22 protein-coding genes and 1 tRNA gene are annotated in these 26959 nt (G+C 46.2%); 18 read left to right on the forward strand and 5 right to left on the reverse strand.

The features are described 5' to 3' along the window. The first annotated feature begins 2 nt into the window (after window positions 1-2). The 10 genes from I8H75_00715 (at window position 3) to I8H75_00760 (ending at window position 15281) form a co-directional block, all read left to right on the forward strand. Window positions 3-1025: a PQQ-like beta-propeller repeat protein gene (locus tag I8H75_00715; protein ID MBH2005864.1), complete on the forward strand. Its 1023-nt coding sequence runs from the start codon at window positions 3-5 to the stop codon at window positions 1023-1025. Between the two features lie 11 nt (window positions 1026-1036). Continuing rightward, a complete protein-coding gene (locus tag I8H75_00720; GenBank protein ID MBH2005865.1) occupies window positions 1037-1960 on the forward strand; it encodes a DUF1566 domain-containing protein in 924 nt (307 codons plus the stop codon). A 63-nt stretch (window positions 1961-2023) separates the two neighbouring features. Continuing rightward, the gene (locus tag I8H75_00725; GenBank protein MBH2005866.1) at window positions 2024-3484 is read left to right on the forward strand and encodes a DUF1566 domain-containing protein; all 1461 of its coding nucleotides are present in this window, start codon (window positions 2024-2026) and stop codon (window positions 3482-3484) included. Then, window positions 3477-4514, forward strand: coding sequence for a PQQ-binding-like beta-propeller repeat protein (locus I8H75_00730; GenBank protein ID MBH2005867.1), 1038 nt, complete (start codon window positions 3477-3479; stop codon window positions 4512-4514). The genes I8H75_00725 and I8H75_00730 overlap by 8 nt, the downstream gene beginning before the upstream one ends. Before the next feature lie 11 nt (window positions 4515-4525). Continuing rightward, window positions 4526-5575: a DUF1566 domain-containing protein gene (locus I8H75_00735; GenBank protein ID MBH2005868.1), complete on the forward strand. Its 1050-nt coding sequence runs from the start codon at window positions 4526-4528 to the stop codon at window positions 5573-5575. 22 nt (window positions 5576-5597) lie between these two features. After that, window positions 5598-8669, forward strand: a complete 3072-nt coding sequence (locus tag I8H75_00740; protein ID MBH2005869.1) for a S8 family serine peptidase — start codon at window positions 5598-5600, stop codon at window positions 8667-8669. Window positions 8670-8677: 8 nt separating this feature from the next. After that, a complete protein-coding gene (locus tag I8H75_00745; GenBank protein MBH2005870.1) occupies window positions 8678-10420 on the forward strand; it encodes a DUF1566 domain-containing protein in 1743 nt (580 codons plus the stop codon). A gap of 4 nt (window positions 10421-10424) precedes the next feature. After that, window positions 10425-13409: a DUF1566 domain-containing protein gene (locus tag I8H75_00750; protein ID MBH2005871.1), complete on the forward strand. Its 2985-nt coding sequence runs from the start codon at window positions 10425-10427 to the stop codon at window positions 13407-13409. Between the two features lie 346 nt (window positions 13410-13755). Continuing rightward, the gene (locus I8H75_00755) at window positions 13756-14730 is read left to right on the forward strand and encodes a DUF1566 domain-containing protein (protein ID MBH2005872.1); all 975 of its coding nucleotides are present in this window, start codon (window positions 13756-13758) and stop codon (window positions 14728-14730) included. 278 nt (window positions 14731-15008) lie between these two features. After that, window positions 15009-15281 carry a hypothetical protein gene (locus I8H75_00760; GenBank protein ID MBH2005873.1) on the forward strand — a complete coding sequence of 91 codons (273 nt, stop codon included), beginning with the start codon at window positions 15009-15011 and terminating at the stop codon, window positions 15279-15281. 125 nt (window positions 15282-15406) lie between these two features. On the opposite strand, the gene I8H75_00765 is transcribed toward I8H75_00760, so the two are convergent. From I8H75_00765 to I8H75_00775, 3 genes are all read right to left on the reverse strand, one after another. Further along, a complete protein-coding gene (locus tag I8H75_00765) occupies window positions 15407-16192 on the reverse strand; it encodes a purine-nucleoside phosphorylase (protein MBH2005874.1) in 786 nt (261 codons plus the stop codon). 1 nt (window position 16193) lies between these two features. Next, window positions 16194-17441, reverse strand: coding sequence for a transcription termination factor Rho (rho, locus tag I8H75_00770; GenBank protein MBH2005875.1), 1248 nt, complete (start codon window positions 17439-17441; stop codon window positions 16194-16196). A gap of 186 nt (window positions 17442-17627) precedes the next feature. After that, on the reverse strand, window positions 17628-19043 hold the full coding sequence (locus I8H75_00775; GenBank protein ID MBH2005876.1) for a leucyl aminopeptidase: 1416 nt from the start codon (window positions 19041-19043) through the stop codon (window positions 17628-17630). An 89-nt stretch (window positions 19044-19132) separates the two neighbouring features. On the opposite strand from I8H75_00775, the gene nuoE reads away from it, so the two are divergent. Both nuoE and I8H75_00785 read left to right on the forward strand, forming a co-directional pair. Further along, window positions 19133-19609, forward strand: coding sequence for an NADH-quinone oxidoreductase subunit NuoE (nuoE, locus tag I8H75_00780; protein MBH2005877.1), 477 nt, complete (start codon window positions 19133-19135; stop codon window positions 19607-19609). 78 nt (window positions 19610-19687) lie between these two features. After that, entirely contained in the window at window positions 19688-19912 is a 225-nt protein-coding gene (locus I8H75_00785; GenBank protein MBH2005878.1) for a hypothetical protein, read from the forward strand. A gap of 73 nt (window positions 19913-19985) precedes the next feature. On the opposite strand, the gene I8H75_00790 is transcribed toward I8H75_00785, so the two are convergent. Beyond that, on the reverse strand, window positions 19986-21083 hold the full coding sequence (locus I8H75_00790; GenBank protein ID MBH2005879.1) for a class I SAM-dependent methyltransferase: 1098 nt from the start codon (window positions 21081-21083) through the stop codon (window positions 19986-19988). Between the two features lie 117 nt (window positions 21084-21200). Continuing rightward, a tRNA-Gly gene (locus tag I8H75_00795) sits at window positions 21201-21276 on the reverse strand. A gap of 101 nt (window positions 21277-21377) precedes the next feature. Here I8H75_00795 and I8H75_00800 point away from each other — a divergent pair. From I8H75_00800 to lepB, 6 genes are all read left to right on the forward strand, one after another. Beyond that, a complete protein-coding gene (locus I8H75_00800; protein ID MBH2005880.1) occupies window positions 21378-22142 on the forward strand; it encodes a transporter substrate-binding domain-containing protein in 765 nt (254 codons plus the stop codon). Then, window positions 22124-22774, forward strand: a complete 651-nt coding sequence (locus I8H75_00805) for an amino acid ABC transporter permease (protein ID MBH2005881.1) — start codon at window positions 22124-22126, stop codon at window positions 22772-22774. Before I8H75_00800 ends, I8H75_00805 begins: the two co-directional genes overlap by 19 nt. Beyond that, a complete protein-coding gene (locus tag I8H75_00810) occupies window positions 22771-23460 on the forward strand; it encodes an amino acid ABC transporter ATP-binding protein (GenBank protein MBH2005882.1) in 690 nt (229 codons plus the stop codon). The genes I8H75_00805 and I8H75_00810 overlap by 4 nt, the downstream gene beginning before the upstream one ends. Further along, a complete protein-coding gene (locus I8H75_00815; GenBank protein ID MBH2005883.1) occupies window positions 23457-23852 on the forward strand; it encodes a hypothetical protein in 396 nt (131 codons plus the stop codon). Before I8H75_00810 ends, I8H75_00815 begins: the two co-directional genes overlap by 4 nt. Window positions 23853-23939: 87 nt before the next feature. Next, a complete protein-coding gene (gene lepA, locus I8H75_00820; GenBank protein ID MBH2005884.1) occupies window positions 23940-25730 on the forward strand; it encodes an elongation factor 4 in 1791 nt (596 codons plus the stop codon). 8 nt (window positions 25731-25738) lie between these two features. Next, window positions 25739-26953 (forward strand): signal peptidase I, encoded by a 1215-nt coding sequence (lepB, locus tag I8H75_00825; protein MBH2005885.1) that lies wholly within the window; start codon window positions 25739-25741, stop codon window positions 26951-26953. The last annotated feature ends 6 nt before the right edge of the window (window positions 26954-26959 follow it).

The raw sequence follows: 26959 nt of genomic DNA on the forward strand, positions 1-26959 counted from the left end.
TTATGAGAAAATATGGCTTTTTTGTTTTTTTATTGTCTTTTTTGAGCCCTCTGCTTGCTATCGCTCGTTCAGGGACTGTACAGTGGCAACATACGTTTTCTGATCCTGCAGAGTTGGGATGGGCCGTTGCCGTGAGCGACCAAGTGTATGTGGGTTCGCTTTCGGGTGCTTTGTATGCGATTCAAGCGCAGAGCGGATTACCGGCTTGGGGATTTAATGCAACTGATTCATTGATATTCCCAGCCACTATTAGCGAGGGAAGTATTTATTTTACTTCGAGAGATGGTCATTTGTATGCCTTAGATAGTTCGACAGGGAATAAATTATGGTCTTTTGAGGTTGAGGCTTGGGCGTCAAGTCCGGTTGTTAATGGAAGCGTGGTTTATGTGGGTTCTCTCGATTTTTCTTTATACGCTGTCAATGCGAGTACAGGTCTGAAATTATGGTCATTTCCAACTCAAAGAGCATTGTTTTCTTCTCCTGCCATTTATAAAAATATTGTTTATATAACTTCGATGGATCAAACATTATACGCGATTGATGCCGGATCGCATGAAAGCTTATGGTCTGTAAATTTAGAAGGATTTGGATCTTCTCCAGTCGTTGCTCGAGATAGTGTTTATGTTGGTTTACAAGAGGGTGAGGTGTTCGCATTTAATGCAACAAATGGGAAATTACTCTGGGAATTTAGCGCGGATGTTTCGTTTCAGATACCGGTCTTGGAAAAGGACCGTGTGTTGGTTTTTGGCAGCAATGACACATTGTTTGCTCTTGATGATCTGTCAGGAGAGGAGAAGTGGCAATTGAATACCAGTAGTTATTTTTTGCTAGCTCCAAGCGTGTTTAATTCGACTCTGTATTTGCCTGTTCCAAGTGCGTTGGTTGCCTTCGATCTAGAAACAAAAGAAGAGCTTTGGACTTGTCGGCTTCAAGGCACGGTTTCCACTGCACCAGTCATTAGAGACGGTCTAATCTATGTGGTTTACGACTTTACATTGTACGCAATTAAATCGGATAGTTTATGAGCACTTTAACTATGAAAATATCTTTTTTTATTTTTATCTTTCAGACATCTTTTTTCTTGTCGGGCTATGCTTTCGATGACTCAACAAATCAGCCTCAACGATATCTGGCTGACAAGGACGATGCGGTTCGAGATTTGTTCACGGGTCTCATCTGGGAAAAAACCATCTCATCCGATGAGTTAGTTTGGAGCCGCGATGCTGAGATGGGTTCAGCACAGGCTTATTGTGTAGGTTTGAGCAAAGGTGGTTACTTGGATTGGCGTGTCCCAACTGTTGTAGAGCTTCAATCTCTGGTTGATTATCTTGGAACAGACCCTCTAAAGTTTGACCACCCTAGATTGTGGACTTCTGAAAGTCATTTCTGGAAAAGAAAATCCGGATTGGCTTTAGATCTGAAGAATGGCTTTTTAAAATCCTATGCAGCTGGTTCAAGCATGCCTGTTCGTTGTGTCAGAGGAGATTTTTTATCAGCACCTGATGGCGATCGTTTTGTCAATGACAAAGGTGCTTCCTTGGTGATGATCAGTGACCTTGCTGAGCGCAATGGATTGGAACAAGAGAGCGTTTACGCTCGAGATCGTTGGACAGGTCTTGCATGGACTCGGGGCAGCAATCCCGGCATGAGTCAAGCGAATGCCGAAAAGGCTTGTCAGATGCTCGGAGAATCCTGGCATCTGCCAACAGTGAAAGAAATGATCACTTTGATTGATTATAAACGAGCAAGCCCTGCTTCCAATGGGACTGTGTTTCCTTTCACGAGCCCATATCATGTTTACTTTTGGACGGCTACTCCAGCCAAGCAAGCGAATCAGCAAGGATTTCTAGCAGTCTCATTTCAAGATGGAATGATTGAGCCGATTTTTGAATCGGATTCAGATGCCTGTGAGAAGCCAAAGTGTTTTGTATTTAGTCGGTGCGTTAATCGAAGCAAGTGAGGTGTTCTCGTGGACAAGGTTTTTCAATTTATAGAATGCAGTTCGAAGAAGATGGGATTCAAAATGAGAAATTTGGTCCTAATAGCCCTATTCTCGACTCTCTCTTATGGCTTTGAAACGGGGGACTTGGCACAAGGACATCACGATATCGTTCATTTGGCAAAAAAGCGTCAAACGGAGCTAGGGGATCAATGGTCTCCGCAAGCTTACGGTGACTCGACCAGTCAGCCCGGCCGTTACTACCTTCCGAGTGGTCCAAATCCAAACATGGTGTTCGATTCTTTAACAGGCTTGATCTGGCAACGTGCTCAGTCTCAGGCTCCCGTGACTTGGAACGTGTCCGCTGGATCAGGCTCTGCTCAAGGGTACTGTGATAGCCTGTCAATCGGAGGTCATTCAGACTGGAGGATCCCGAGTGTTAAGGAGCTTCAATCCTTAGTGGATTATACAGTTCTCTGGCCGCCCATGTTAAATAAGGCGGCTTTTTCACAGGCGCTGAGTGCGATGTATTGGACATCGGAGATTGAGTTTTCTCACCAGAGAGATGCTTGGGAGTTTTCTTTTAAAACGGCAAACCTTGGCCTGAATCCTTTGGCAACCTCTGCACCTTATGTTCGTTGTGTGAGAGGAGCTCAATATCCTATTGCCAATCGGTATACCGATGAACGTGGACAAGTTCTCACGGCTGCCAGTTCGCAGGTATTTGATCGGAAAACAGCATTTGTGTGGCAACGCTTCACTGCTCCAAACAAGATGATTTGGGCGGATTCTCTAGAGTATTGCTCCGGTCTCAATCTTGGTGGACAGGTATGGCGTATGCCGACAATTAAAGAATTGGTGACGATTGTTGATTTTCAGGCAGCCAATGCCAGCGTGGATGCGACTATTTTTCCGGGTACTCTATCGGAAGAGTATTGGTCTAGCACACGGGGGACTATCGGATCAAAGACTAGGTTAGGAGTCGATTTCCATGATGGGAACACAAGTGCGGTCTTGAAAAACTCAAGCTTACTGGTGCGATGTGTGCGCTATCAAAAAGAGTGCTCTGAGGATTTGGATTGCTCAGGAAACGCATCGATTTGCATGAATGGTGCCTGTGTACAGTGCGAACAAGATTCGGATTGTATGGGCATGACGCCTTATTGTTCAAGAGGTATTTGTGTTGAATGCGTTAGCAATTCTGAATGTGGGATGTCAACGCCTTATTGTGTGAATTCGGCTTGTGTAGAATGTTGGGAGGGCATTCCTGGACGTCAATGTTGGAACATGTCCGGACATGTTGGTTGTTGCCCAGTCAATACTTTCTGTTCGTCCCCATCGGTGAAAGAACGCCGCTGTGTAGAGTGTCGAAGTACGACGGATTGTAAGAGAAACAGTAGACCATTTTGCAACAGTGCTTCGTCTGCTTGTACAGCGAGTTGTGAAGCAGACAAAGATTGCGGGGAAGTCTATTTGGCTGACAGTCAATGTAAAAGCGGAAAGTGCTGGGGAGCATTCCTTGGTGAGGAAGAGTGCAATGATTAATAGAATTTTTGTCGTTATCTTAAATTTGAGTGCTTTGGTGTTTTGGGGATCTTCTTCCTGGGGTTTGGCTCCAGTTCCAGGGACGCTTAAATGGGAAGGGGTTATTCCTGGTTCTTTTGATTTTTCCAGCCCCATGTTGACGCAAGATACGGTTTTTCTAGGGTCTTGCGATGGCAGCCTGTATGCTTTGAATGCGAATACCGGACGTCAAAAATGGAGTTTTTCGACAGGCAATTGTATCTATTCATCTGTTGGTGTTGGGCAAGAGGCGGTCTACTTGGCCTCCAGTGATGGGAATTTGTATGCTTTAGACATGGAAACCGGTGAGAAGATCTGGAGTTGTCCTACGGGCTCTAATTACTCTTCTCCTCTAGCGTTCGAGGGTGTTGTGTACGTTGGGTCGGATAATGGAACCCTGTATGCCATCAACGCGTCATCCGGTGCTGTTAACTGGGATTTTATGGCTGGTGCTGGTATTCGCTCTTCACCGGTTGTCGAAAACGGAGTTGTGTATTTTACGGCGGATGACACGCATGCTTATGCAGTCGATGTTGCCACGCATCAAAAGGTTTGGAGTTCTGGTTTGGGTTCTTTGGGGACTTCAGCTGCCGTCAGCAGTGGTCGTGTTTATGTGGGTACCTATTCAGATGATCTCGTTGCGCTGAGTGCTTCGAGTGGCCAAGTTCTTTGGAAATTCAAGACAAACGGGTTCGTATCAACTCCGCAGCTGATGAATGGTATCGTGGTGGTCGCATCGTACGATGGGAAAGTTTATGCCGTGAACGGAACGAGTGGTATGCAGGTGTGGGATTTTGCTGCGAATCCGTACTCTTTTTGGCCACCTGCTGTACAGAATGGCACTGTCTATGCGCTTACAGATGCGGGTTTATCAGCGCTTGAGCTCGCAACAGGGGAGTTGGTATGGAATTGTACTTTGGCCGGGACAGGAGCATCATCGCCAGTTGCGGATGATGCAACTGTTTACGTGGCAGGTGCCGATGTTGTTTATGGAATCTATTCTGGGAATTGATGAGGTTTTTTATGAAAAAAATGAAATGTTGCTTTGTGATCGTTGCTTACTTGAGCTTTGTTTTTCTGAATATACAAAACGCTTCAGCAGATTACTCTCGGCCTATTAAAGACCTTTGGGACCGAGAGGCCTATCGAGATGAAACGAATCAGACAGATCGATATAAAGCATCTGACTATTGGGTAGGTACAGTCTTTGATTTGCTGACTCGATTGATTTGGGAACAAACCCCCTCTGAAGGGAAGTTCACCTGGAACGAAGGCGGGAAATTAGGATCTGCTCAAGCTTATTGCGCAACTTTGAATGAAAAAGGTCTCGACTGGCGTGTTCCGAATGTGATGGAATTGCAGTCTTTAATCGATTACTCGAAAAGAGGTAACCGTATTGATCCAATCTTTTCTTCAGATCCAGAAAAGCAAGTTTACTGGACTTCGGCAAGGCTCAAGGGTTCTTCGGAAGTACTTGGTTTACGAATGGGTGATGGGGTTCTGGAAAGTCTTTCTGCTGATTCGAAACAACGTGTTCGTTGCGTGAGTGGATTCCGGAACGCCATGTCTCTCGAATACACGAATAATAATCCTGGTAATATTGAGCCAGGGATTGCTTCCGCGAGCATCAAACCTTACGGACAAATTGTTGAAGGTACAGTTCGCTTTTACGATGGTATTACCGGCTTGTGTTGGGCTTCGAAATCATTTTCGCATTTAAATCACTCAGAAGCGACAATCTTATGTGCCCATAGAACACATTTCTTAGAAGATTCTTCGCCGAAAGAGCTCGTAGAAAGGGCGGAAAAGGTTGGCCCTAGATCGTGGCGTCTTCCAAGCATCAAAGAAGTAGTCACACTGGTAGATTATAAATCCGGTAAGTTTAGGCTCCATGAGACAGTTCAGCCTTCGTTCGAGTCTAAAGAATTGTACTATTGGACCTCCACGCCGCACGAGGAGCGCCCGAATTCGTTTGCGGTGATTTCTCTGAAGGACGGTTCGCTCAGTTACGTTGAGTCGGATTTTGAAGATCCATCGAAATGTATTTTGGCTCGTTGTGTCGATCGTAAGTAGATCGTAAGGTGGAGGATTGACCATGTTTCGTTTTCTTGCATTGGGGATGTGTTTATTTTCATTAATACCTGAAAAAGTGTTTGCTTTGTCTGCGCTTGAAAAGGAAGCTCCGCCTTATGGTTGGACTCGTTTAGAAAGGGCAACATCGGAAGATCGCGTTGATTTTAAAATCTATCTGCGTATTTCGAACGAAGATAAATTGACTGAGTTAGCTGATGGGGTGAGCAGCCCGGGTTCACCGTTGTATCGTCAACACAGGTCGATTTCAGAGGTACATGAATTAATTAGACCTCCAAGCGAAGATTTTGAAGAGGTTAGGAAATGGCTTCTTTCAGCAGGGATCTCAGAGAGGTTGTGCGTTGCCGATTGGGATAGTTACAAATGTAAAAACGTGCCTGTTTTTTTGGCTGAGTATTTGTTAAGTGTCAATATTTATCGCTATCGTCATAGCTCGGTACAACCCCGTGGAATTTTATTGACGGAAGATGAAATCAAATTGCCAAATAAGGTTTCTTTGATAACTGGGGTATCGATATACAATCCAATTACTTCGGAGGAAGAACCAAGAGAGGAAAAAATTTCAATTGAAAATCCGATTGATCGGTACGTAAAAAATTTTTTTGATGGCAATTCTTGTGTTAGTACTAAGACATGTACTTTCCCTACTATGCCTGGTAATGCCCCAGCAGTTTTATCGTTTCGTTATTCTGAAGGATATGGCACATTTCTTGTGTCGCCAAGTTGTTATAAGGAAAATACCTTTCCCACTGGTGCTCGAGAATTAGCACGTTTGGAAGGTAAGCCCGAACTCCTCAGTTATCCAGTTTGTCCGGGATGGTTGGGTTATAAAAAGATTGTTTATGCAATTTTAATAACTATGAGATATGGAGACGAAAGTGATAGTATGGGTTTTAATCCATCAGAAGATGCATGCAAAAAACAAGATTTAAATTCAATTATTGAAAAAAGTCAAAGGAGTAGAATTTTGTGTATTTTTAAGGCTCCGTTGACACTATCGTTAGATCAAAACTATTTCTTTTCATCTACAACTTATTTTCGTGATTTATCTTATTTTAAAGACTGCGGTAATCAGTATTGCATAGAAGATTTTCCGCATTATACATCGGATGAAGGAAGTTTTGTTTCTGCAAATGGAGTAAAATTGACATATAAATTAAATTCTGAAAAATATCCTAACTGGGTACGAGATAAATTTCAACTGCCTCCGTTTTCGGAAATATGTGAAGTTGCGAGTCCGGTTGCTCAGGGAATTTTGGAGCCTTCTGCTGGAGGATCTTCACTGAACAGTCCGAATTTTACGGCTGATTGGGAAATTTTTAGATCCACATACCTGCCTCTTTTACCTAAAGATTGCGTTCCAACTTTAGTGTCTACGGGAAATCCTGGTGTCGCTGGTGTCCCTAGTGAGCATGCGGTTATGGTTTTGATGATGATGATGTCCATGAGTCCGCATTCACAAACCGTATTTTGGGACTATGGTACATCATTGCCCTTTGGGATGATTGGTTTTCTAGATAATGTTACTTCATTAACACCTGTTTTAGGGGTTAATACTCCTAAAATATGGTCTATCAGTTCTGGGATTCTGTATGACGCTAGGTATGAAAGAGTTTATAAGGCAATAGATAGGCGACTTAAGATTCTTACGGCGATAGGAACCAGTGTCTTTGTTTCTAGCGGGAATGATGGAGTATTTGGCCGAGGGAAAAGTGTGGCCGGTACTGTTCAGTTTCCTAAGTGTTCACCCTACATTACAGTTGTAGGAGGCCTAGGTTATGATATAATAAATAAGTTCTCTGCGGCCTCTATACAGACTTCTGATGGGCTCACTTCTGGAGGCGGTTTTTGTGGTTCTCATGCAGAGACACCCGCTTATCAGATACCGGTTATAAATCAGTATGTTGATCGTTTTCCTTCTAAGAGGCGGGAAGGACGTGGTTATCCAGATCTGTCAATGATAGCTGTGAACCTAGTGTTTGTTTATAACAAAACCCAAAACATTGCGTCCGGCACCTCGCTGTCTACTCCGATTATGGCGGGTATCTTTTCGTTATTAAATAGTCAGATGAAGATAAACGGAAAGCCTTTATTGGGGAATATTAATAGACTTTTATATGAGTACAAAATTCCATTTTATGATATTGTTCTTGGGAATAATTTTGCTGGTGGTTTTGATGAAGGAGTTTACTCTGATCAAAATTATTCTTATATATATTTGCAATATGATGAAAATAAAGGTTATGAAGCGACAAATGGATGGGATCCTGTTACTGGATTTGGCGCAATAATGTATAATGATTCATTAAATAGTTTGCTGAATAACAGCCCTTATTACCTAGGAGCAGCTTTGAACGATACCACTAATCAGGCCAATAGATATATTCGACTTAACTCGAGTCTCGTATTAGATTCATTTACTAGCTTGATTTGGAATCTTAACCCAAGTAGTAATAAGCCTCTTAGTCCTTATTGTGGGGACCCGACCAGAATTCCAACGCTTTTTGAGTTAATGACTTTGTTGGACTATAGCAAAGGAAACAGTCTAAATCCCATTAACGTAATATTTGGAAATGTCAGTGGACGGTTTTGGACACAGTCTGGGGAAACAGTTTCGTTTACGTTTCCTGAGTTTCCCAACGAAAACAGTAATAACCAGGCACAGTATAGGTGTGTTCAAGGTAGAATGTTAAAACCTTCAACAGCTCTTGTTTCTTTTTCAACGAATGTTCTAATGGATCAAATTACGGGTTTGTTGTGGGATAAGAATCCATTTGTGGTTCCTCCTACTTGTTCAGGTTTGGCTACAGCATGCCAAACTGCCAATAGCAACAAAAGAACACCAACCTTGAAGGAAATGATGAGTATTTATAATTTTGGTTCACAATCTAATCCTTTGGCTTCAGGTATTGATTGGCAGGCAATTAAAAATACAAATAAAAATTTTATAACGTCTACGACAGCTTCAATTGGTGGTTCTGAGTATGTTTACTACTTGGATATTCTTAAAGGAACGGTAAAAAATGGTCCTTGTGAGGATCTTGAACATGCAGCGGTTCTCTGCGTGTATAATTAGGGAGTACTATGAGAGAATTACGTTTTATAGGTTGCCTTTTAATTTTCTGTTCAGGTGTTTTTTCTCAAAGTGCTCCTTGGGCTGTTGAAGCCTACGATGACGAAACAAGTCAGTATACTCGCTATATTTTGGAGCCTTATGGCAATCCTCCTAACTTGACGGATAGACTAACGGGACTAGCTTGGCTCTACGATTTGCGTCGTACAGTGAGTGGTCAGACGCAGGCGGCAGCGGCTTCCTACTGCGCGACTCAAGGATCCCATTGGCGCGTGCCGACGGTGCTCGAGTTACAGAGTCTGTTAAACTACACGACCGATTATGGATTTTGCCAGATAGCTACGGAATGCGATGCATTTAAGTATTGGCCAGCGGGTGGATATTTAGCCAGTGATTCCTATGAGCCTACCGCCGGGTGTCTAGGGGTTGATCTTTCGAGCTTACCCAGCGTGAGTGAAGCCTCTGTGCTTCCGAGTCCGAGTTGCAACAGCAGTTATTTTCTCACCTGCGTTTCAGGTGAAACTTTTGGGCCACCGGCACAGTTTACAGACGAAATAGCAGATTCTGTAGCGAACGATACGACGGTCGTATTAGATCAAAGGACGGGCTTATTATGGATGCGCAATCCTATTGCTTGTGTTGATCAATATAGCGCTGATGTAGCCTGTAGTTTTGGTTATTCAGATAGAGATTGGCATTTGTCGTCTATTAAAGAACTCATGACGTTGATAGACTACTCTGAAACGCCACCTTACAATGAAACTATCTTCAATAATATAGACACTTATGGGTCTCTTTATTGGACATCTACAAGCTACAATACTTCGGGATACTATGCTGCTGTCAATTTTAGCACTGGTTTGATCGTTCCTTTGTTAAATAGCACAGGATCTGCAGGCAGCGAGGCTTGCGTTTCTGCAAGATGCGTGACTCGTACGGGAAATTGGCCACGAAGTGCTGATAAGGATTCACTCGGTCAAAATCGTTATATCGTCGGTGAATACAACAATACAGTGATTGATAAGTTGACCCAGTTAATGTGGCAGCGCGATTTCTTTGGTCCTATGTCGGGTACTGCAGCTGCAAATACTTGTGAAAATGTTGGAATCGGCGGCTTCACAGATTGGCGGTTACCGAATACAATTGAGATACAATCTCTGTATGATTATTATGCATTTAAAATGGATGGTTCTATGTTTAATTTGGGATCTCTTAGTTCTTATTGGGCGTCCGGTGGTGCAGGTGCTGGAGCGTCCAGGTATTTCGAAACGATAGGTGGTAATATCGATGACATTGGAAATAGCAAGATGTATTATGTACGTTGTGTACGAAGAGGGGTAGAAGTGCCTATTAGCAGTCGGTATTCCGATGAGCACGGACGTCCTGTTTCTGAGAACTCCACAGAAGTGCTCGATCGATCGACCGGGCTGGTGTGGAGACATGATGGGTATTTGGACTACACAGGTTCAAACCCGGCGTCCTATTGCACCGGCTTGGCAGGATCGTGGCGTTTACCTACGGTTAAGGAATTGTATTCACTGACGGAAACAGAGCTTGATCTCAGCATTAATACGACGATATTCAGCGATGTGCTGGGTTGTTTAAAAAAGCAATGGTTGACATCTACGAACAGCCCTGTGAGTGCTTCTTGTTCTAATTGTTCGTATTACGTTGGGTTTCCTCTCAGTGGAGTAGCCACCGTAGATTATTCTATGAGAAATATTTCTTTTTGTATTCGATGTATTAAAGGATAGGTATATGAAAGCATTATCTTTTTTTAGGTATTTTTTCTGTTTATGCTTTGTAAGTAATATTCTGTTTTCGCGATCGACTTCTTGGAGCGAGGGAGCATTCCGCGATGAGACGAGCCAACGCATTCGTTATGATATTGCTCCGTACGCGTCTCCTCCAAACATCACAGATCGATTAACAGGATTGAGCTGGTTGTATCGGCCTTCTAGTGCAGCCTATAGTGTGTCTCAGGCTCAGTCTTATTGCCAAAGCCTTGGAGTTGCTTGGCGTCTTCCCAGCGTCTTGGAGCTTCAATCATTGCTTGACTACACAATGAGTTATAGCCCATGCCAAGTCAGTGGAAATTGCGAGGCATTGAAGTACTGGAAAAGTGGCACTTATTTAGCTCGTGATTCGTACAATAGTACAGGTTGTTTCGGAGTCAATTTGGCAGCGAATCCTGGGATCAGTACCAGGACGGTAATACCCAGTGTTGGATGTGGCCAGAGTTATCAATTGAGTTGCACAGCAGGTGATTTATTCTTAGGATCTAGAAATTTCAAAAACTGGAATGGAAAAGACTTAGGAAATGATAGCTACTTTGTTTGGGATAGGAGTTCAGATTTACTGTGGGGCCCTCGAGAAACAGGCGGTTGTTTTAATCAATCCGTCGCTAATAGCAGTTGTTACGGGATCAATTCAGGCGAATCAGGCGAACAGTGGCGTTTGCCAACCGTGAAAGAGCTTCTCAGTTTAGTAGATTATTCAGCGTATCCGGCCTCCTATTCGGAGATTTTTCCAAATATGACGGAGTTTCCTTATTATTGGACATCGACACCATCTCCAGCGCGAGATTCTGATTCATGGGCTTATGTGTCGTTTCTTGATGGTCAAGTAGGATTTAATGAGTCCGATAATTTGGATGGGTGTATTTCTACCATCTGTGTCCAAAATCTTGCCTATTGGAGTACCCCTGCTTATCAGGACACCACTGTCAGCAGCAATAGCGAAAGCCGATACTTAATCGGTAACTACAATAACACTGTTACGGATACTTCGACCTGGTTGATGTGGCAGCGGAGTGACTCTGGAAATTTAAACGCCAATGAAATGATGACCTATTGCGAGAATAATCCTGTAGCTGGATTTATCGATTGGAGATTGCCCAGCAGTCGAGAGTTACAGTCATTGTACGATTATGGGAAGATGTCCGTTGATCCGGAATTTTTAGCGAAGGGATTGGATTCGAATCTTTGGGTTGCAGATGTTGATTCAAGCGGTTTTGTTCGAGCGTTTAGATTGGCTGATGGCAGTGTTGTCCAAGTGAATCAAGATGAAAAGATGTCGGTTCGATGTGTGAGAAGTGGATCGAACGGCTTTAATATGTCAATCGCAGAACGCTATCTGGACGAAGAAGGAATGCCGATCGCTGAAAGCAATAGCACCAAGGTTCTTGATATGCTGACCGGAATGCTTTGGCAACGTATGGGGAATTTTTCAGTGCCTGCCAACAAGCAAAGAGCTGTGTGTCCCAGCAATGCTTGGCGACTTCCGACGATTAAGGAGCTTTACACCTTAGTGGAGCTGTCTGAGATAGGCAGCATGAATGATACCGTTTTCCCAGATGTGCCTGAGTGCCCAGGCTACTTGTGGGCCAGCTCTAGCAACAACTCAGAAGGCTTCTACTGGTTAACAGCGCCCTCCAATGATGTTGGAGAGGTGACCCTTCAGCCAGGTATTTCTGCCTGTGTTCGGTGCCTACTGGATTGTCCGAGCGAATGCGAGCAACCGACGCCGTATTGTAAGGATCACGAATGCGTTGAATGTATGAAGGATTGCGATTGTCCGTTGTCGAGGCCACATTGTGTGAACAATGCGTGCGTTCTCTGCTCGCCACCAGAATATTCATGCCCAGGAAGCGATCCTTACTGCCTGGATGGTGGCTGTGTGCAGTGTCTAAAAGATAACCAATGCTCGGATGCTACCCCGCTTTGTATCAATAATGAGTGCACAGCATGCAGCAATAGTACGCAGTGTGAGAAATTATCGACATCGAATCCATTTTGTGTGCGTGGCAATTGTGTGGAATGCATCGATCAGAACAATCAGGGATGCAACGCTACGAGTCCTTTGACTTATTGTATTAATAATATTTGTGTACCACCTCTTAGCATGTGGGATAGTCGAGCTTACGAAGATTCAACTAGCCAAACAGGGCGCTTTAAACATACAGATATCGTGGCTTTGGATTACTATACCGATTTGATTTGGAGTCGATATGCCGTCAATATAACGGGGCGTCTGCCGGTTGACTTTAAAAATTACTGTGCATCGTTTGGTCAAGAGTTTCGCCTGCCTACTTTGATGGAGTTGCAATCGATATTGGCTTACACAGGCCCAAGAAATTCTATTCCATTCAATACAGTTATTTTCCCATCAAATTCAACAGTCAATGTTCCTGATTATTATTTGTCTTTAGAGCTGGCCGAACAACCATCCTACTATGGTACCAACTTTAAGCGTGCTTTTTATAATCCTACGATAGAGCCAAGAAATAGCAATATTTCAGCTGCTCGATGTGTTAATGGAAATCCGTTTGAATATCCTGGTGAGAATCGTTTTGTTAACGGAGATAAATCTCCATTGACTCCTGCATCCACTAAAGTATTGGATCAATTAACAGGTTTAACTTGGATGAGGTTCGGTTCAATGCCTGGTATGAATCCTGACGAATACTGTAACATGGTACAGCCTTCAGGTTCATGGGTTGTGCCAACTTTAAAGCAACTGATGACGCTGGTCAATGTGACGATTTTTCCATTTGCAAGTCCTGAGGTATTTCCACTGATGTCATTCCCAAGCAGAACATATGGAACGGATACGGTATCTCTTGATCGAAACGGAGCTAATCAGACTGGCTACGTGAGCTTTGTCGGTAAAGAGCAAGGCATTACTTTTCAACAGAGCTTAAATTACAACCCAATTGCTCGTCTCATGTGTGTCAGTCTTTAAAATGAAGTCGATATGAGATGCACATATTCGGTTTTCATGGATTTTTGCTCGAGCAGAGAGCTCGGTAATTTACCTCAGACTCTGGGGGCTAATGAGGATAGAATGTTGAATCTGAGTGATGCAAGCGCTAAAGATTTGCCTCGAATGAGGTGAGGCCGGTCTTTTTCATAGAAATAGGTTCTTGAAGGCTTAGTAAATTTTTATTTTTCATGACGTCGTGAGTGTGTGTTGCGTTTATAAAAATCGGATGTATGCTTCAAGGGTCTAGGCATCCAAAGCCGAAATAAACGGGAAAGTATATGGGAACACATAGTCGTCTTTTGAGTGTTGTTTAAGGAGATCATCTATGCGATTTTTGAATGGATTCTGGAAATTAGCCTTTGCGGTGTTTTTGCTGTCGTTGAGTAGCATCTCAGCGGAGTTGACAGTCGAAGATCCTGACTTTGAAGCTTTACAAGCTGGTGCTGAGGCAGGAAGCGGTTGGTCAAACCGAGCGTTTCAGGATGCTACTAATCAGTCTGGTCGGTATTTTCTTCCGAATGTTCTTCTCCCGATGGTGGTTTACGATTCTTTCACCGGGCTCACTTGGGAGCGTTTTCAGTCTCTTTTGCCGGTTGTTTGGAATCAAACGGCTTATCCAGGTTCGGCTCAAGCGCATTGCGTCAGCCTATGCGCTGGTGGGTATTCGGATTGGCGAGTACCAAGTGTGATGGAATTACAGTCCTTGGTTGATTATTCTTTGACGAAAGCTCCACGGATCAATGCTCCAGCTTTTCCGATCACATTTCCATCTGGCTATTGGTCGTCGGAAGCAGTGGTCAATGCTTCTCACGAGGCTTGGAAGCTATCGTTTGGAACGGGTAAAATAGAGCCGCATGATGCTTTTTTAAGTCGCAAAGGCATTCTAGCTCGATGTGTTCGAGGGCCTGTGCCTTCTCAGGAGGATCGTTTTCTCGATCCAAGTGGCAGTGTTTTAAATCAATCGAGCTCGGAAGTGCTGGATACAACCACAGGATTTGTGTGGCAACGCGCTCTTTCGAATTTTACTCCGACTTCCAGTTTGGCCGAAGAATATTGTGATATGCTAAGACTAGGTGGGCACAAGTGGCAGTTGCCGAGCATCAAGCAGTTGGTGAGTTTGGTAGATTACGATCAAAATGCACCAAGCCTGAACTCGTCTGTTTTCCCGAATTCATCGGTTACATCTTGGTCTTCGACGCCCTCTGGCCCTGTCAGTCATCTGTGGGCCGTTCACTTTCAAAGAGGAACAGCAGAGGTGTTGAACGAAACGGTTGAGGCATCGGTTCGTTGCGTTCGTTAATCTACGACGCATTGTGCCACAAACACGGATTGTCCCACAGATGGGCCGTATTGTTCAAGTGGGCAATGCCGAGGATCTTATCGATTGACAATGTCGGGAGAAACTCTTCATTGCAGCAACCGTAGCCATTGCCTTTCTGCAAGATTTTGTGTCCCGCCAGCTCCGGCAAAGAGTGTGCCGAGTGGCTGGTGGATAGGGGCTCTATTTTTCGACAGCTGTCCCTTCTCCAACTCTTCTCATTGTGTCTTTGCCCTGTCGTTCTCACATTTGGTGCTAGAATGGAGGCTTGGTTTAGTTCGAAGGGGCTATCGATTTCGATGTGCGATAAAGAGTGGGATCGCTACGATTGTAGAAGGGTTCCTGTGAAAGATGCAGAACATTTGTTGGAAGTTCGAATTGGGGTTTATGATTACAATGCAAGTGAGCAGCGAAAATTGATGACTGAAGATGCGCCAAAGACGCCAGAGTTTGTCAAATATGTGATTAGAATCGAGTTTCGAGGGCCAAGGCGTTATTCGACGGGTCCTAAGATGGAAAGAGTCGAGGATTAATTCATGAAAAATCCATGGATGCCTTATTCTGTATTTTTTCAGCACGGTTTCCATGCTTTTATTGTCCTCCAGAGTCATTGTTCTTAGACATCGACTCGGGTAGCAGGCACCCTAAGAAGCCAAGTCTAGAGAGTTAGTTTGGGAATGACCTGAAGCAGAAGTTCTGAAAAGCGTTTCGAGGCTTTCTGGCCTGCTAAGGTGACTTCTGCATGGCTTAAGGGTGAGTTGGATAAGCCGGCAGCCTGATTGCTGATGCAGGAGATTCCCAAAACTTCCAGGCCCATATGACGAGCCGCGATGGTTTCAAATACCGTACTCATCCCGACTGCATCCGCTCCGAGCGTCTTCAGCATTCGGACTTCCGCTGGAGTTTCGTAGCATGGCCCTAAAAGACCCGCGTAGACTCCTTGACGCAACGAAGTATCGGCTTGGAGCGCTAAATCGCGCAAGCGTTTGGAATAGGCTTCGCTCATATCTGGAAAACGAGGTCCGAGTTCGGAGCGATTCGGGCCCAGGAGAGGGCTGTCGCCGGTCAAGTTCAGATGATCCGTGATGAGCATTAAGTCTCCCACGTTAAAATCTGGATGGATGCCGCCAGCGGCATTGGTGATGACGAGTTTTTCGATGCCCCAGGCTTTTAGCACACGAATCGGGAAAGCAACCTGCTGGGCTGTGTAGCCTTCGTAACGATGAACACGTCCTTGCATGAGAAGCACGGGAGTGCTGGCAATATAACCATGAACGAAACGGCCCGAGTGCCCTTCGACGGTCGATTTTGGGAAATCACGAATCGCTCCGTAAGAGAGAGAGTCTGAATGGCTTAGACAATCCGCAAATTCGCCAAGCCCAGAACCCAAAATGACAGCCACCTGAGTCTTTGGGAAAGGAGATTCGATGATTTCTTCGTTCATCTCAATGGCTCATGGAAGCAATAAAATCGGCGTTGCTCTTCGTGCCTTTCATGCGGCTGAGCAAGAATTCCATCGAATCAATGACGTTCAAAGGATGCAGAAGCTGACGCAAAACCCAGACACGATTAAGCACGTCTTTGTCCAACAGATGCTCTTCTTTACGAGTCCCCGATTTGTTGATGTCTAGGCAAGGGAAGATGCGCTTTTCCATCAACTTGCGATCAAGTACGATTTCGGAATTTCCGGTTCCTTTGAATTCTTCAAAGATCACTTCATCCATGCGGCTTCCCGTATCGATCAGCGCTGTGCTGATGATCGTTAACGAACCGCCTTCTTCAACGTGACGAGCCGCTCCGAAGAAGCGCTTGGGTTTGTGAAGTGCGTTGGAGTCGACACCGCCGGACAGGATTTTGCCGCTTGGAGGAACCAGGGTGTTGTAAGCTCGCCCAAGGCGCGTGATATTGTCGAGCAAGATCACGACATCTTTCTTCATTTCCACCAGTCGTTTGGCCTTCTCAATGGTCATTTCGGCGACTTGAACATGACGCTGAGGGGGCTCGTCAAAAGTTGAAGCAATAACTTCGCCTTTGATGTGGCGCCGCATGTCTGTCACTTCTTCCGGTCTTTCGTCAATGAGCAAGACCAGCAACGTCACTTCCGGGTGATTGGTGGTAATCGCGTTGGCAATATCTTGCATCAAAACCGTTTTACCGGCTCTGGGTGGAGCCACGACCAAGGCACGTTGACCTTTTCCGATCGGGCAAAATAAATCGATAATGCGGGTGGAATAGTTCGTGGGCAGCGTTTCCAACTTGAAACGCTGGTTGGGGTAGAGGGGGGTCAGGTTATCAAACGAGACTTTGTTACGGTGTTCCGCATGGGTAATGGAGTTGATGGTTTCGAGTTTCAACAACGAATAATAACGCTCTTTTTCGCTCGGAGGGCGGATCTGACCTCGAATCGTATCGCCCGTTCGAAGCCCGTAAGCTCGAATCTGAGACGGAGCCACGTAGATATCGTCGGCCGAAGGCTCGTAGTTGTAGGCGGGCTCCCTCAGAAAGCCATAACCTTCCGGAAAGGTTTCTAGAGTGCCTTCGCCAAAAATAGCACCGTGATGAGCGGCTTGCCATCTGAGGAGAGCAAACACCATATCTTGCTTGCGCAGTAATGCATCGAAATCAATGCCGATCAAAGTTGCCTTGGCTTGCAAGTTCTCAATTTTAGCGTGCTTGAGTTCCGATAAATTCATCGCCTCGATATCGGGATTGACATCGGGGACCGAAATAGGAGTCGGTCGCTCTGTTGGCTTTTCCGATCGATTGTGATTGTGATGGGGGCGACTCTTCCGTTTGGTCTCGCTCATTGACCGGGTATATGGCTATTTTGCGCCAGGGCGTCAAGGGCCGTCTGGCCCTCTATTTTGCTGAAAGATTTTTTAAGCATGATTCAAAATCAGATCCACGAGCGTGCGAACACCAAAGCCGGTTCCGCCCGTGCTCAAATAGCCTTGATCTCGATCGTTTCGAGCCGGCCCAGCGATATCCAAGTGCGCCCAAACGGTTTTGGGTTCGATGAACTTCTGCAAGAAAAGAGCTGCAGTAATCGCTCCCCCGTAGCGCTCTCCTGTGTTTTTTAGATCGGCGATGGGGGTCTTTAATTGATCATACAAACTGTCTTCCAGGGGCAAGCGCCAGAAAGCTTCGCCCGTAAAACGAGCACTGTCGAGCACGCGAGCGCTGAGTGGGTCATCGTTTGAAAAAAGACCCGCCATGGTGGGTCCCAGGGCAACCATGCAAGCTCCGGTGAGGGTGGCAATATCGATCAAGACATCCGGTTTGTCGACTTCTTGAGCATAGTGAAGGGTATCTGCCAGAACCAGTCGGCCTTCTGCATCGGTGTTGTTGATTTCTACGCTCAGGCCTTTTCGAGAGACGATAATATCCCCGGGGTGGTAAGATCTGGAGTCCACTCCGTTTTCGACGCAAGCGAGATAGCCGGTGACAGCGATTTCAGGTTGGAGAGCCGCCATGATCTTCATGGTTCCCAGAACGGCTGCCGCGCCTGACATATCTGTTTTCATGTGCAGCATGCCATCGGAGGGCTTCATGTCGAGCCCGCCGGAGTCAAAAGTGACTCCTTTGCCAACCAAAACCCAATGCTTCTTGGCTTTCTTCGAAGGTTTGTAGCTGAGTTTAATCACACGAGGCTCTGCAAAATCGGAAGATCCACGCCCGACCGCCAAAAGCAGATGGAAACCTTCTTTTTCAAGGGCTTTCGGGTCTAGAATCTCAACTTGGAGTCCCCCCGTCTTGGCTTCTTCTTGAGCCGCTTTGGCCATCGCTGCTGGGTTCATGAGGGTTGGGCCCTCGTTGATGAGATCTCGAGCGCATCGAACACCGGCTGCGATCGCTTCTCCAACAGCGATTTCTTTTTGGGCGTTCTTGGCTGGCGTGAACAGGGTGATTTCTTCGACGCAAGTTTCTGTTTTTTGGCTGAGGTGACGATCAAAGCGATACAAAGCCAACGAAGCTCCTTCGACGACAGCCTGCACCGAGGCTTTAGGCGCTAAAACCAGGCCAAGCTGAACAGCTTGCTTATCTTGTGCGATTTTTGCCGCACTGGCGGCCCATTTTCGGTAAGAGTCCGGAGTGAGCTTGGCTTTTTCGCCCAATCCCACCAGTGCCATCGCTCGAGGGCCTTTGTCTGGGTGTGTGTAAAAGAGTTGGCCGAGTTTGCCCTGGAATCCTTCAGCGGTTGCTCTGGGCTCGATGGCATCTCCCTCACAAACACCGTAAACGAGCAAATCAAGTTTTTTAGATTCTGGTTTCTTCAACGAAGTCGTGAATTTCATATTCGATCGATTACGAAGCTTGGAGAGGGTGGTCAAGGAAAATTAAAACGCGCCTTGACAATTAAGCTGAGGCTTGGGAATCAGCGCCTATGTTGACTGCGGAAGAGACGGCTCAGATTGATCGCGAAATCACCAAGTTTCCAGTGCGTCGCTCCGCGTGCTTGGAGGCTCTCGGCGTCGTTCAAAAGCATCGGGGTTGGGTCAGCGATGAAGCCTTGAAGTCGGTTGCCGATTATCTGGGGATGTCTGCTACTGAGCTGGACGGCATCGCAACCTTTTACAACCTGATTTATCGAAAGCCTGTCGGCAAAAAAGTGATTCGAATTTGCGAGAGCGTGACTTGTTTTATCTTAGGCTACGATCAGATCCGAGCTCAAATTGAGGAAGAACTGGGGATTAAGCTCGGTCAAACAACGCCCGATGGCGAGTTTACGCTCTTACCAACGCCGTGCTTAGGCACGTGCGACAAAGCGCCGGCGATGATGATCAACGATGTCTTGCATCGAAACCTTAGGAAGGAAACAATCGGACCGATTCTGAGAGAAAAGCAAAACCCACCTGCCTAATTGGGTATAGAATGTTGACAATAGGTAAAGTATTGTCCTAAAATAAGTATTTATTTGACAAACGAAAAAAGGATAAATGTGAATTATTTTAGATTCGATTTGAAGGAACAAGAATTGTTTGATTCTTTAGAAAGAGGCGAGTGGAGGCCCGTAGAAAATCAAAACGAAGAAATTGCGATGGTTCAGTCTGCGGCTGAGAATTTTATGAAAAAAGAGGCCCGCATTAATATTCGGGTTTCCAAATTTGATCTGAACCGAATCAAACGCGTTGCAGCGCACGAAAGACTCCCCCTATCCGCATAAGAAATGAGTTTAGGTTCTTTGTTTAAATCATTTCAAACCGGAACGGCTCTAGGCTGGTTTTTCCTCGAATGAACTAGTTCTCTTGAATATCCAATTGTATACCATTGCCTTCGGCAACGAGATTCCACAGCCCTGTTTGCTTGATTTTGCGCTTGAGTGCCTTTTTGGGTTTTTTGGGAGGATTTTGTTGAGTCAATTTTGCAATATCCAGATACGCCAGAGCTTCCGGTGAAAGTCCCGAGATTTGAATGGCATTGCCTTCAGCATACAGATTGTGAGTGCCTTCCTGGGAAACGGCTTGGCTTAAGTGAATGGCATCCAAAATAGGCGATGGTTTCCTCAATTTAAAAACAATGGATATGGGCTTTTGATAAAGCTCTGAATCCAAGTCCGTCAGAACGGTTTTTTGTTCTAGGGTAGGTTTGGGTACTTCTTTGCGCTCGATGATAAATCCTGATTCTTCAAAGGCTCGCCGGTATTCCTCAAGCGAGCGATGGAATACGATAAACTCTTCGTTCTCGCATTCTTTGGGAAATCCTTTCACCTTAATATGCTGGACGTGCTGCTCAAAATACAGCCTCGATATTCGGTGAGCCATGACACCTTCTACTTCACCGGGGACCGCTGGTTCGAGCGGAAATGCCGGATGCAAAATGACGATGATGGCGATCCCGCCTGTTTTGAGGACTCGAAAAGCCGCTGCCAGAGCTGCTCGGTAGTCTGACAAATCCATCAAGACGTAGTTCGCAACGACAGAATCAAAGGTTTCAGGAGCTTGAATGGATTCCAGTATGCGAGCATCGTCCATACGAAAATCAACCCGATCGCCATTGCCACTGTCTCCATAGCCTCGAGCGATTTCGATCATGGCAGGCAAATCGACCCCCACGACTTTGCTGGCTCCTAATTGGCGTATCCGTCGAGATAAGTATCCATTGCCACATCCGATGTCTAAAACGGTTTTTTGAGTCACGTCTCCCAGCAGCTCTAAGAGTTTGGGGTCTGACAAATGAAAGCGATTTCGATCCCCCTCGCCATTGGGTCCCACAAAGACATCCCAACAATGCGCTTTGCGCTCCCAACTAGCTTGATTAGAAGGGTCTGGAACAAATGCCAAGGCACCGATTGTGAGGTAGAAGGCAGAGAATAAGAACTGTGTATTGGTAAACAACGTGCTGACCTCTTTCGTGACAAAAATAAAATTTTGTCATGAGGCGGATCTTTGGCTGACTACTCAAAAGTCGAATTCGCGTCAATAAGTTGATTGATTTTCCTGCTGAGCAATTTCTGGAGCGAGAAACGGGGCTCGAACCCGCGACCTTGAGCTTGGGAAGCTCACGCTCTACCAACTGAGCTATTCTCGCGAACCAGGTTCCTTAGACCGATTTCGAGAGAATCTGTCAACCCTTGGCATCTCAAAAGCCGGATTGACAAATTTTGAAATGAATAATATGTATTTTTATTCATGAGTTCGAATAAGTTTAAAATTCTGCTTCTCTTGCTGTTGTTTGCTTGCTCGAAATCAAAAGACCGCGAATCAACTTTGATCTTCTGCAGCAATTTAAGTTACCCTCCTTATGAAAGCGTCGCTCAAGATGGTCGTCCAGAAGGCTTCGATATCGATGTGGCCAATGCCCTGGCCCAAAGGCTTCAGAAAAAATTACTTTTTAAGGAATTAGCGTTCGACTCTCTCATACTCGGTTTGCAGCAGGGAAAATGTGATTTTGTGATGGCTGGGATGTCCATGACTCCGAGTCGACAAAAAGAAATCACGATGATCCCTTATCAAGGGCAACCCTCCAAAGCTTACTACTTGTTGTTTTGGGATCACATTCCAGCCGGCGTGAAATCGTTGGCAGATATCCGTACCCTAGCCAACAACACGGTTGCGGTTCAGGTGGGTACCTGGATGGAGAATTACGTTCAAGCATCGCCTGGAATCACCTCAAAGGCTTTAGATACGACTTCAGAACTGCTGATGGATATTCAATATAGAAAATCGTCGACAGCTTTTTTAGAACCGCATATTGGCAGAGAAGTACTCGCCAAAGAACCGCGTTTGAAATATCTGGAAGTAGCCTTGCCGGAAGCTGAGTGGAGATTGGGCAATGGGATTGGAATCAAGAAATCCAATGTTAAGCTGGCTTCTGAAATCCAATCAGCAGTTGATTCCTTAAAAAAGAGTGGCGAATTAACGGAGATGGAGAGAAAATGGTTCAGAACCCCATGATAGCCTCTGCGCTGCCTTTACTCCTGAAAGCCTCTTTCATCACCTTGCAAGCAAGCGCTCTGGGTGCTGTTTTGGGTTCGATGGGAGGCCTCCTTTTCGGAATTGCGAACTGCGACCGGCTTCGAATTCGTGGGGTATCTTCCTGCATTGCTTTTTATGTGATGCTGATCCGAGGGACGCCTCTGTTCATTCAGTTGTTGATCATTTACTTTGCCCTCCCGGAAGCCTTAGGCATGGATATTCCCTCCTTAGCGGCAGGGGTGATCACGCTGGGGCTTAATTCATCAGCCTATCTATCGGAAATTATGCGAGGAACGATCAATGCACTTCCAGCGGGTCAGTGGGAAGCGGCTGAAGTTCTTGGATACTCGCGTTGGCAAACGTTGCGCCACGTTATTTTGCCTCAGGCTTTGAGACAAGGATTACCAGCGATTGCGAATGAGTTTTCGACCTTGATCAAAGAAAGCAGCATTTTGATGGTGATTGGGGTTCCTGAGTTGGTGAAAACAAGTCGAGACATTGTCGCACGAGAACTGAGGCCCATGGAGATCTACGCGATGACCGCCGTGATCTATCTGTTGATGACCAGTGTGGTGGCTCTTGTCACGCAACGACTGGAGAATCGCTCATGAATCGAATGGTTGGAAAGCAAGTCGCTTTAGCGTATCCAGGAACGGGTTATTCCGTCTTAAAAGGCGTGAATTTTGAGATTCCCAAAGCTCAGATCACTCTTTTTATGGGTAAAAGTGGTTCCGGAAAGACCTCTTTATTGCGATGCATGGCGGGTTTGGTCCATTGCTCGGGCGAGATTACATGGGATGGAAAACCAATCCAGACGCTCTCCAAAGCAGAACGAGCCCGAAGCATTGGTTTTGTGGCGCAGCAACTCAATCTGTTTCCCCATTTAAGTGTTCTTGAGAATTGCACTCAGCCCCAAGAGATTGTGTTTCTGCGTAAACGGGAAGAAGCGCTTCTGAAGGCCAAGGCTGTGTTGGCTTCTTTGGATGTGCTGCATTTGGCAGACCGAAAGCCCGCGCAGCTTTCAGGCGGACAAAGTCAGCGCGTCGCGATTGCCAGAGCCTTGTGTATGGATGCGCAAGCCTTGTTGCTGGACGAGCCCACCTCGGCTCTCGACCCCGAAAGCACACAAAAACTCAGAGAACTACTGGCTACTTTAATCGCGAAGGGCATTTCCATTGTCATTTCGACCCACGATATGTCTTTTGCTCGGAACGTTTTTACACACGGTTATTTTTTGGAAAATGGGCAAATAGCGAAAGAATCGGACGATCGAATTCGGGAGTACTTGGAGCATTGAGACAGGACCTTCGCATCCAGCATTTGCTTGAATTGCTCAAATCATCGGCTTTTTCAAGCCATGAAGAGATTCTATTCGCCTTACAACAGCGCGGAGTGCAGGCGACTCAGGCGACGCTTTCTCGAGATTTAATGCGATTGGGGATTCGCAAAATGCATGGCGCGTATCGATTGCCTGCCCATGCAAGCGCGATCCAGATCAAATCGGCCGGTTCCAACTTGTTGGTGGTTCAAACTCCGCCAGGCCACGCTCCGGCTTTCGCTGCCCGAATTGATGCCTGGGCGCTTGAGGGTCTAGTCGGAACACTCGCGGGCGATGATGCGATTTTCATCGCTTGCTCAGACGCCCGCACTCAAAACCAGATTCACAAGGCCCTCTTGGAGCAGCTCTAACATCTGAGCCCATCTGACATCTACAGCAATGACGATGCTCTAGCTTTTGACAATTAAGACAGATCCAGTAGAAGGATAGGTCGACGCATGCAGCAAATTCGTAACTTTTCCATCATTGCCCACATTGATCACGGCAAAAGCACCCTAGCGGATCGCATCCTTGAATTCACAGGGGCTCTGCAGAGCCGAGAAATGAAGGAACAGTTCTTGGATAAAATGGAACTGGAACGTGAGCGTGGGATTACCATCAAATCCCAAGCAGTTCGATTGAGTTACGAAGCCAAAAATGGCCAGACTTATCTGTTTAACTTAATCGATACACCGGGGCATGTAGATTTTGGCTATGAGGTATCGCGTTCGCTCTCTGCTTGTGAAGGGGCGCTCTTAATTGTCGATGCTTCGCAAGGCGTTCAGGCTCAGACGCTCGCGAATGTTTATCTGGCTTTGGACAATCATCTGGCCATTGTTCCGGTGATTAATAAGATTGACCTGCCAAATGCTGACCCAGAACGAGTTCGAAAAGAGATCGAAGAGGTCATCGGTATCGATGCTTCTGACAGCGTGCTGGCTTCAGGGAAAACCGGCCTTGGTATCGAAGATGTGCTGGAAGCGGTGGTTCAGCGAATTCCTCCTCCGTCCGGGTCGATCGACGCTCCTTTGCAGGCGCTGATTTTTGACAGCTGGTTTGACGTGTATCGAGGAGTCGTTGTTCTCGTTCGCGTGGTTCAAGGCGAAGTTGTTCCTGGGCAAAATATCCGTTTGATGCACAATGGCAAAGAGTTTTTGGTTCAGGAAGTGGGGGCTTTTACACCGCATCCTGTCAAATTGAATCAACTTTCTTCGGGAGAAGTCGGTTTTATCATTGCGAACATCAAAGTCGTCACCGATGCCAAAGTGGGCGATACCATCACGCGAGTGGATCAACCGGCTTTAGAGCCGGTCAAAGGCTTTAAAGAAGTGAAACCGATGGTGTTTGCAGGGATTTTTCCAACAGAGAGTTCGGATTACGAGAATTTGCGCGATGCTCTGCAAAAGCTTGTCTTGAACGATGCAGCCTTGGTGTTTGAGCCGGAGACCAGTCAAGCGCTTGGCTTTGGGTATCGCTGTGGCTTTTTGGGTCTTTTGCACATGGAAATTGTGCAAGAGCGGCTGGAACGCGAATTTGACCTGGATTTGATTACAACGGCTCCGACCGTGATTTTCAAAGCGTATTTGAAATCCGGTGAGGTTATTCGAATCGATAACCCCTCTAAAATGCCTGAAGCCACGCGGCTAGATTATCTGGAAGAGCCTTTTGTCAGCGCTCACATCCATGCTCCAACGGATTATGTGGGAGCCATTATTACTCTGTGTGAAGAACGCCGCGGTGAGCAACAAGGAATTGATTACCCGAGCCCGACTCACGCGGTGGTTCGTTACGTGATCCCGATGGGCGAAATCGTGTTTGATTTCTTTGATCGCTTAAAATCCTTGAGTCGTGGGTATGCGAGCTTGGACTATGAGCTCGAAGGGTATCGACAGTCTAAGCTGGTCAAGGTTGATGTTTTGCTGAACGGAGACTCGGTGGACGCTTTGTCTTTGCTGGTTCATAGCCAGTCGGCTCACAAGCGAGGCAAAATCATCTGCGAAAAGATGAAAGAGATCATCCCAAAGCAACAATTCCAAGTGGCGATTCAGGCAGCCATTGGAGGGAAGATTATTGCGCGTGAAACGATTTCAGCTTTGAGAAAAGATGTCACTGCCAAGTGCTATGGAGGGGATATCAGTCGAAAGCGAAAGCTGTTAGAGAAGCAGAAGAAGGGGAAAAAGCGCATGCGACAGATCGGGAAAATCGAAGTTCCGCAAGCAGCGTTTTTATCTGTGCTAAAAATTGATTAGGAAGAAAAATGAATTCATACTTTAAACCCGGCCGAGTGATTGCGTTTCTTTTAAGTTCGACCCTTGTATTTGTTGTTTGGGGAATGATTTTTCAACCGGGTGGGCTTGGAGCAAACGTGTTGCTCGCCTTGGTGGTTGCGGGGATGATCATCTACAACAGCACGAAAAATCTAGGCGCGTTCCTCGATGACTTGCTGTTTGAGGGCGGATCACGAGAAAAAGCCTTTTTGATGCGACGGGCACGGAATGAGCTGAAGCTTTACCGTGAAAAGCTTTGCAAAGCTTCGCGCAAGCGTCGATCGCAATTGCGGGATGCCATGTCCCAATTTGAAAAGGCCATGAACGAGCTCGAAGCTCATATCTTAGGTCCTCGTCCCAACCTAAAACATGTTCGAGACTCAATGGCTTTGGTAGACGAAACCGCCAAAGCGTTTCTCGGAAAGTTGCCCCGGAAAGGACTGATCGGTGGATTTGAGTCTTTGGCGATGGCGCTGTTGGGGGCGATGGCTTTGCGTATCTTTTTGGTCGAGCCCTTTCAAATTCCTTCGGGTTCCATGATTCCCACTCTTTTGGTGGGAGACCACTTGTTCGTGTCCAAGCTCAGCTATGGAATCATGAATCCTTTATCGAGCAAACCGTCTTACTGGCTGCGATGGGCTCAGCCCAAACCCGGTGATGTGATGGTTTTTACAGCGCCTGATTACGTTCCCAGTAATGCCGGTGCGACTTGGATCAAGCGCGTGATTGCTGGGCCAGGTCAAGAGATCTACATCAAGGACAGCCAGGTTTTTGTGGACGGAACGCCTTACCCGCATACACAACCAAACGAGTTGGTGCATTATTACGACTATTACATGAGCTACAACCTGTGGCGTGAGGAGGCCGCGCTTTATACGAAAGAGCAGGTCCCAGGAAGTGCGAATCACCCGATTTATATGGCGAATCCGGAGGAAAATTGGCCAGTTGCCGATCAGCCGCTGCTGCCTGGTTTAACGTGTGAAGCGCAGCGGTGTGTGGTCCAAGAAGGGCATGTGTTTGTGATGGGAGATAACCGTGGCGGTTCTATGGACAGTCGCTATTGGGGGGCACTCCCGATTGAAAGCGTGAAAGGCAAAGCCTTATTTGTCTGGATGAGTGTCTATGGTCGAGAGCCATCCGTTCAGTTGGGGAGCTTCTCATTGCCCCAGTTTCGCTGGTCTCGGTGGTTCAGCTGGATTCATTGATGCTCA

The organism is Myxococcaceae bacterium (assembly GCA_016000045.1).
GTDB lineage: Bacteria > Myxococcota > UBA727 > UBA727 > JABDBI01 > AER2-1.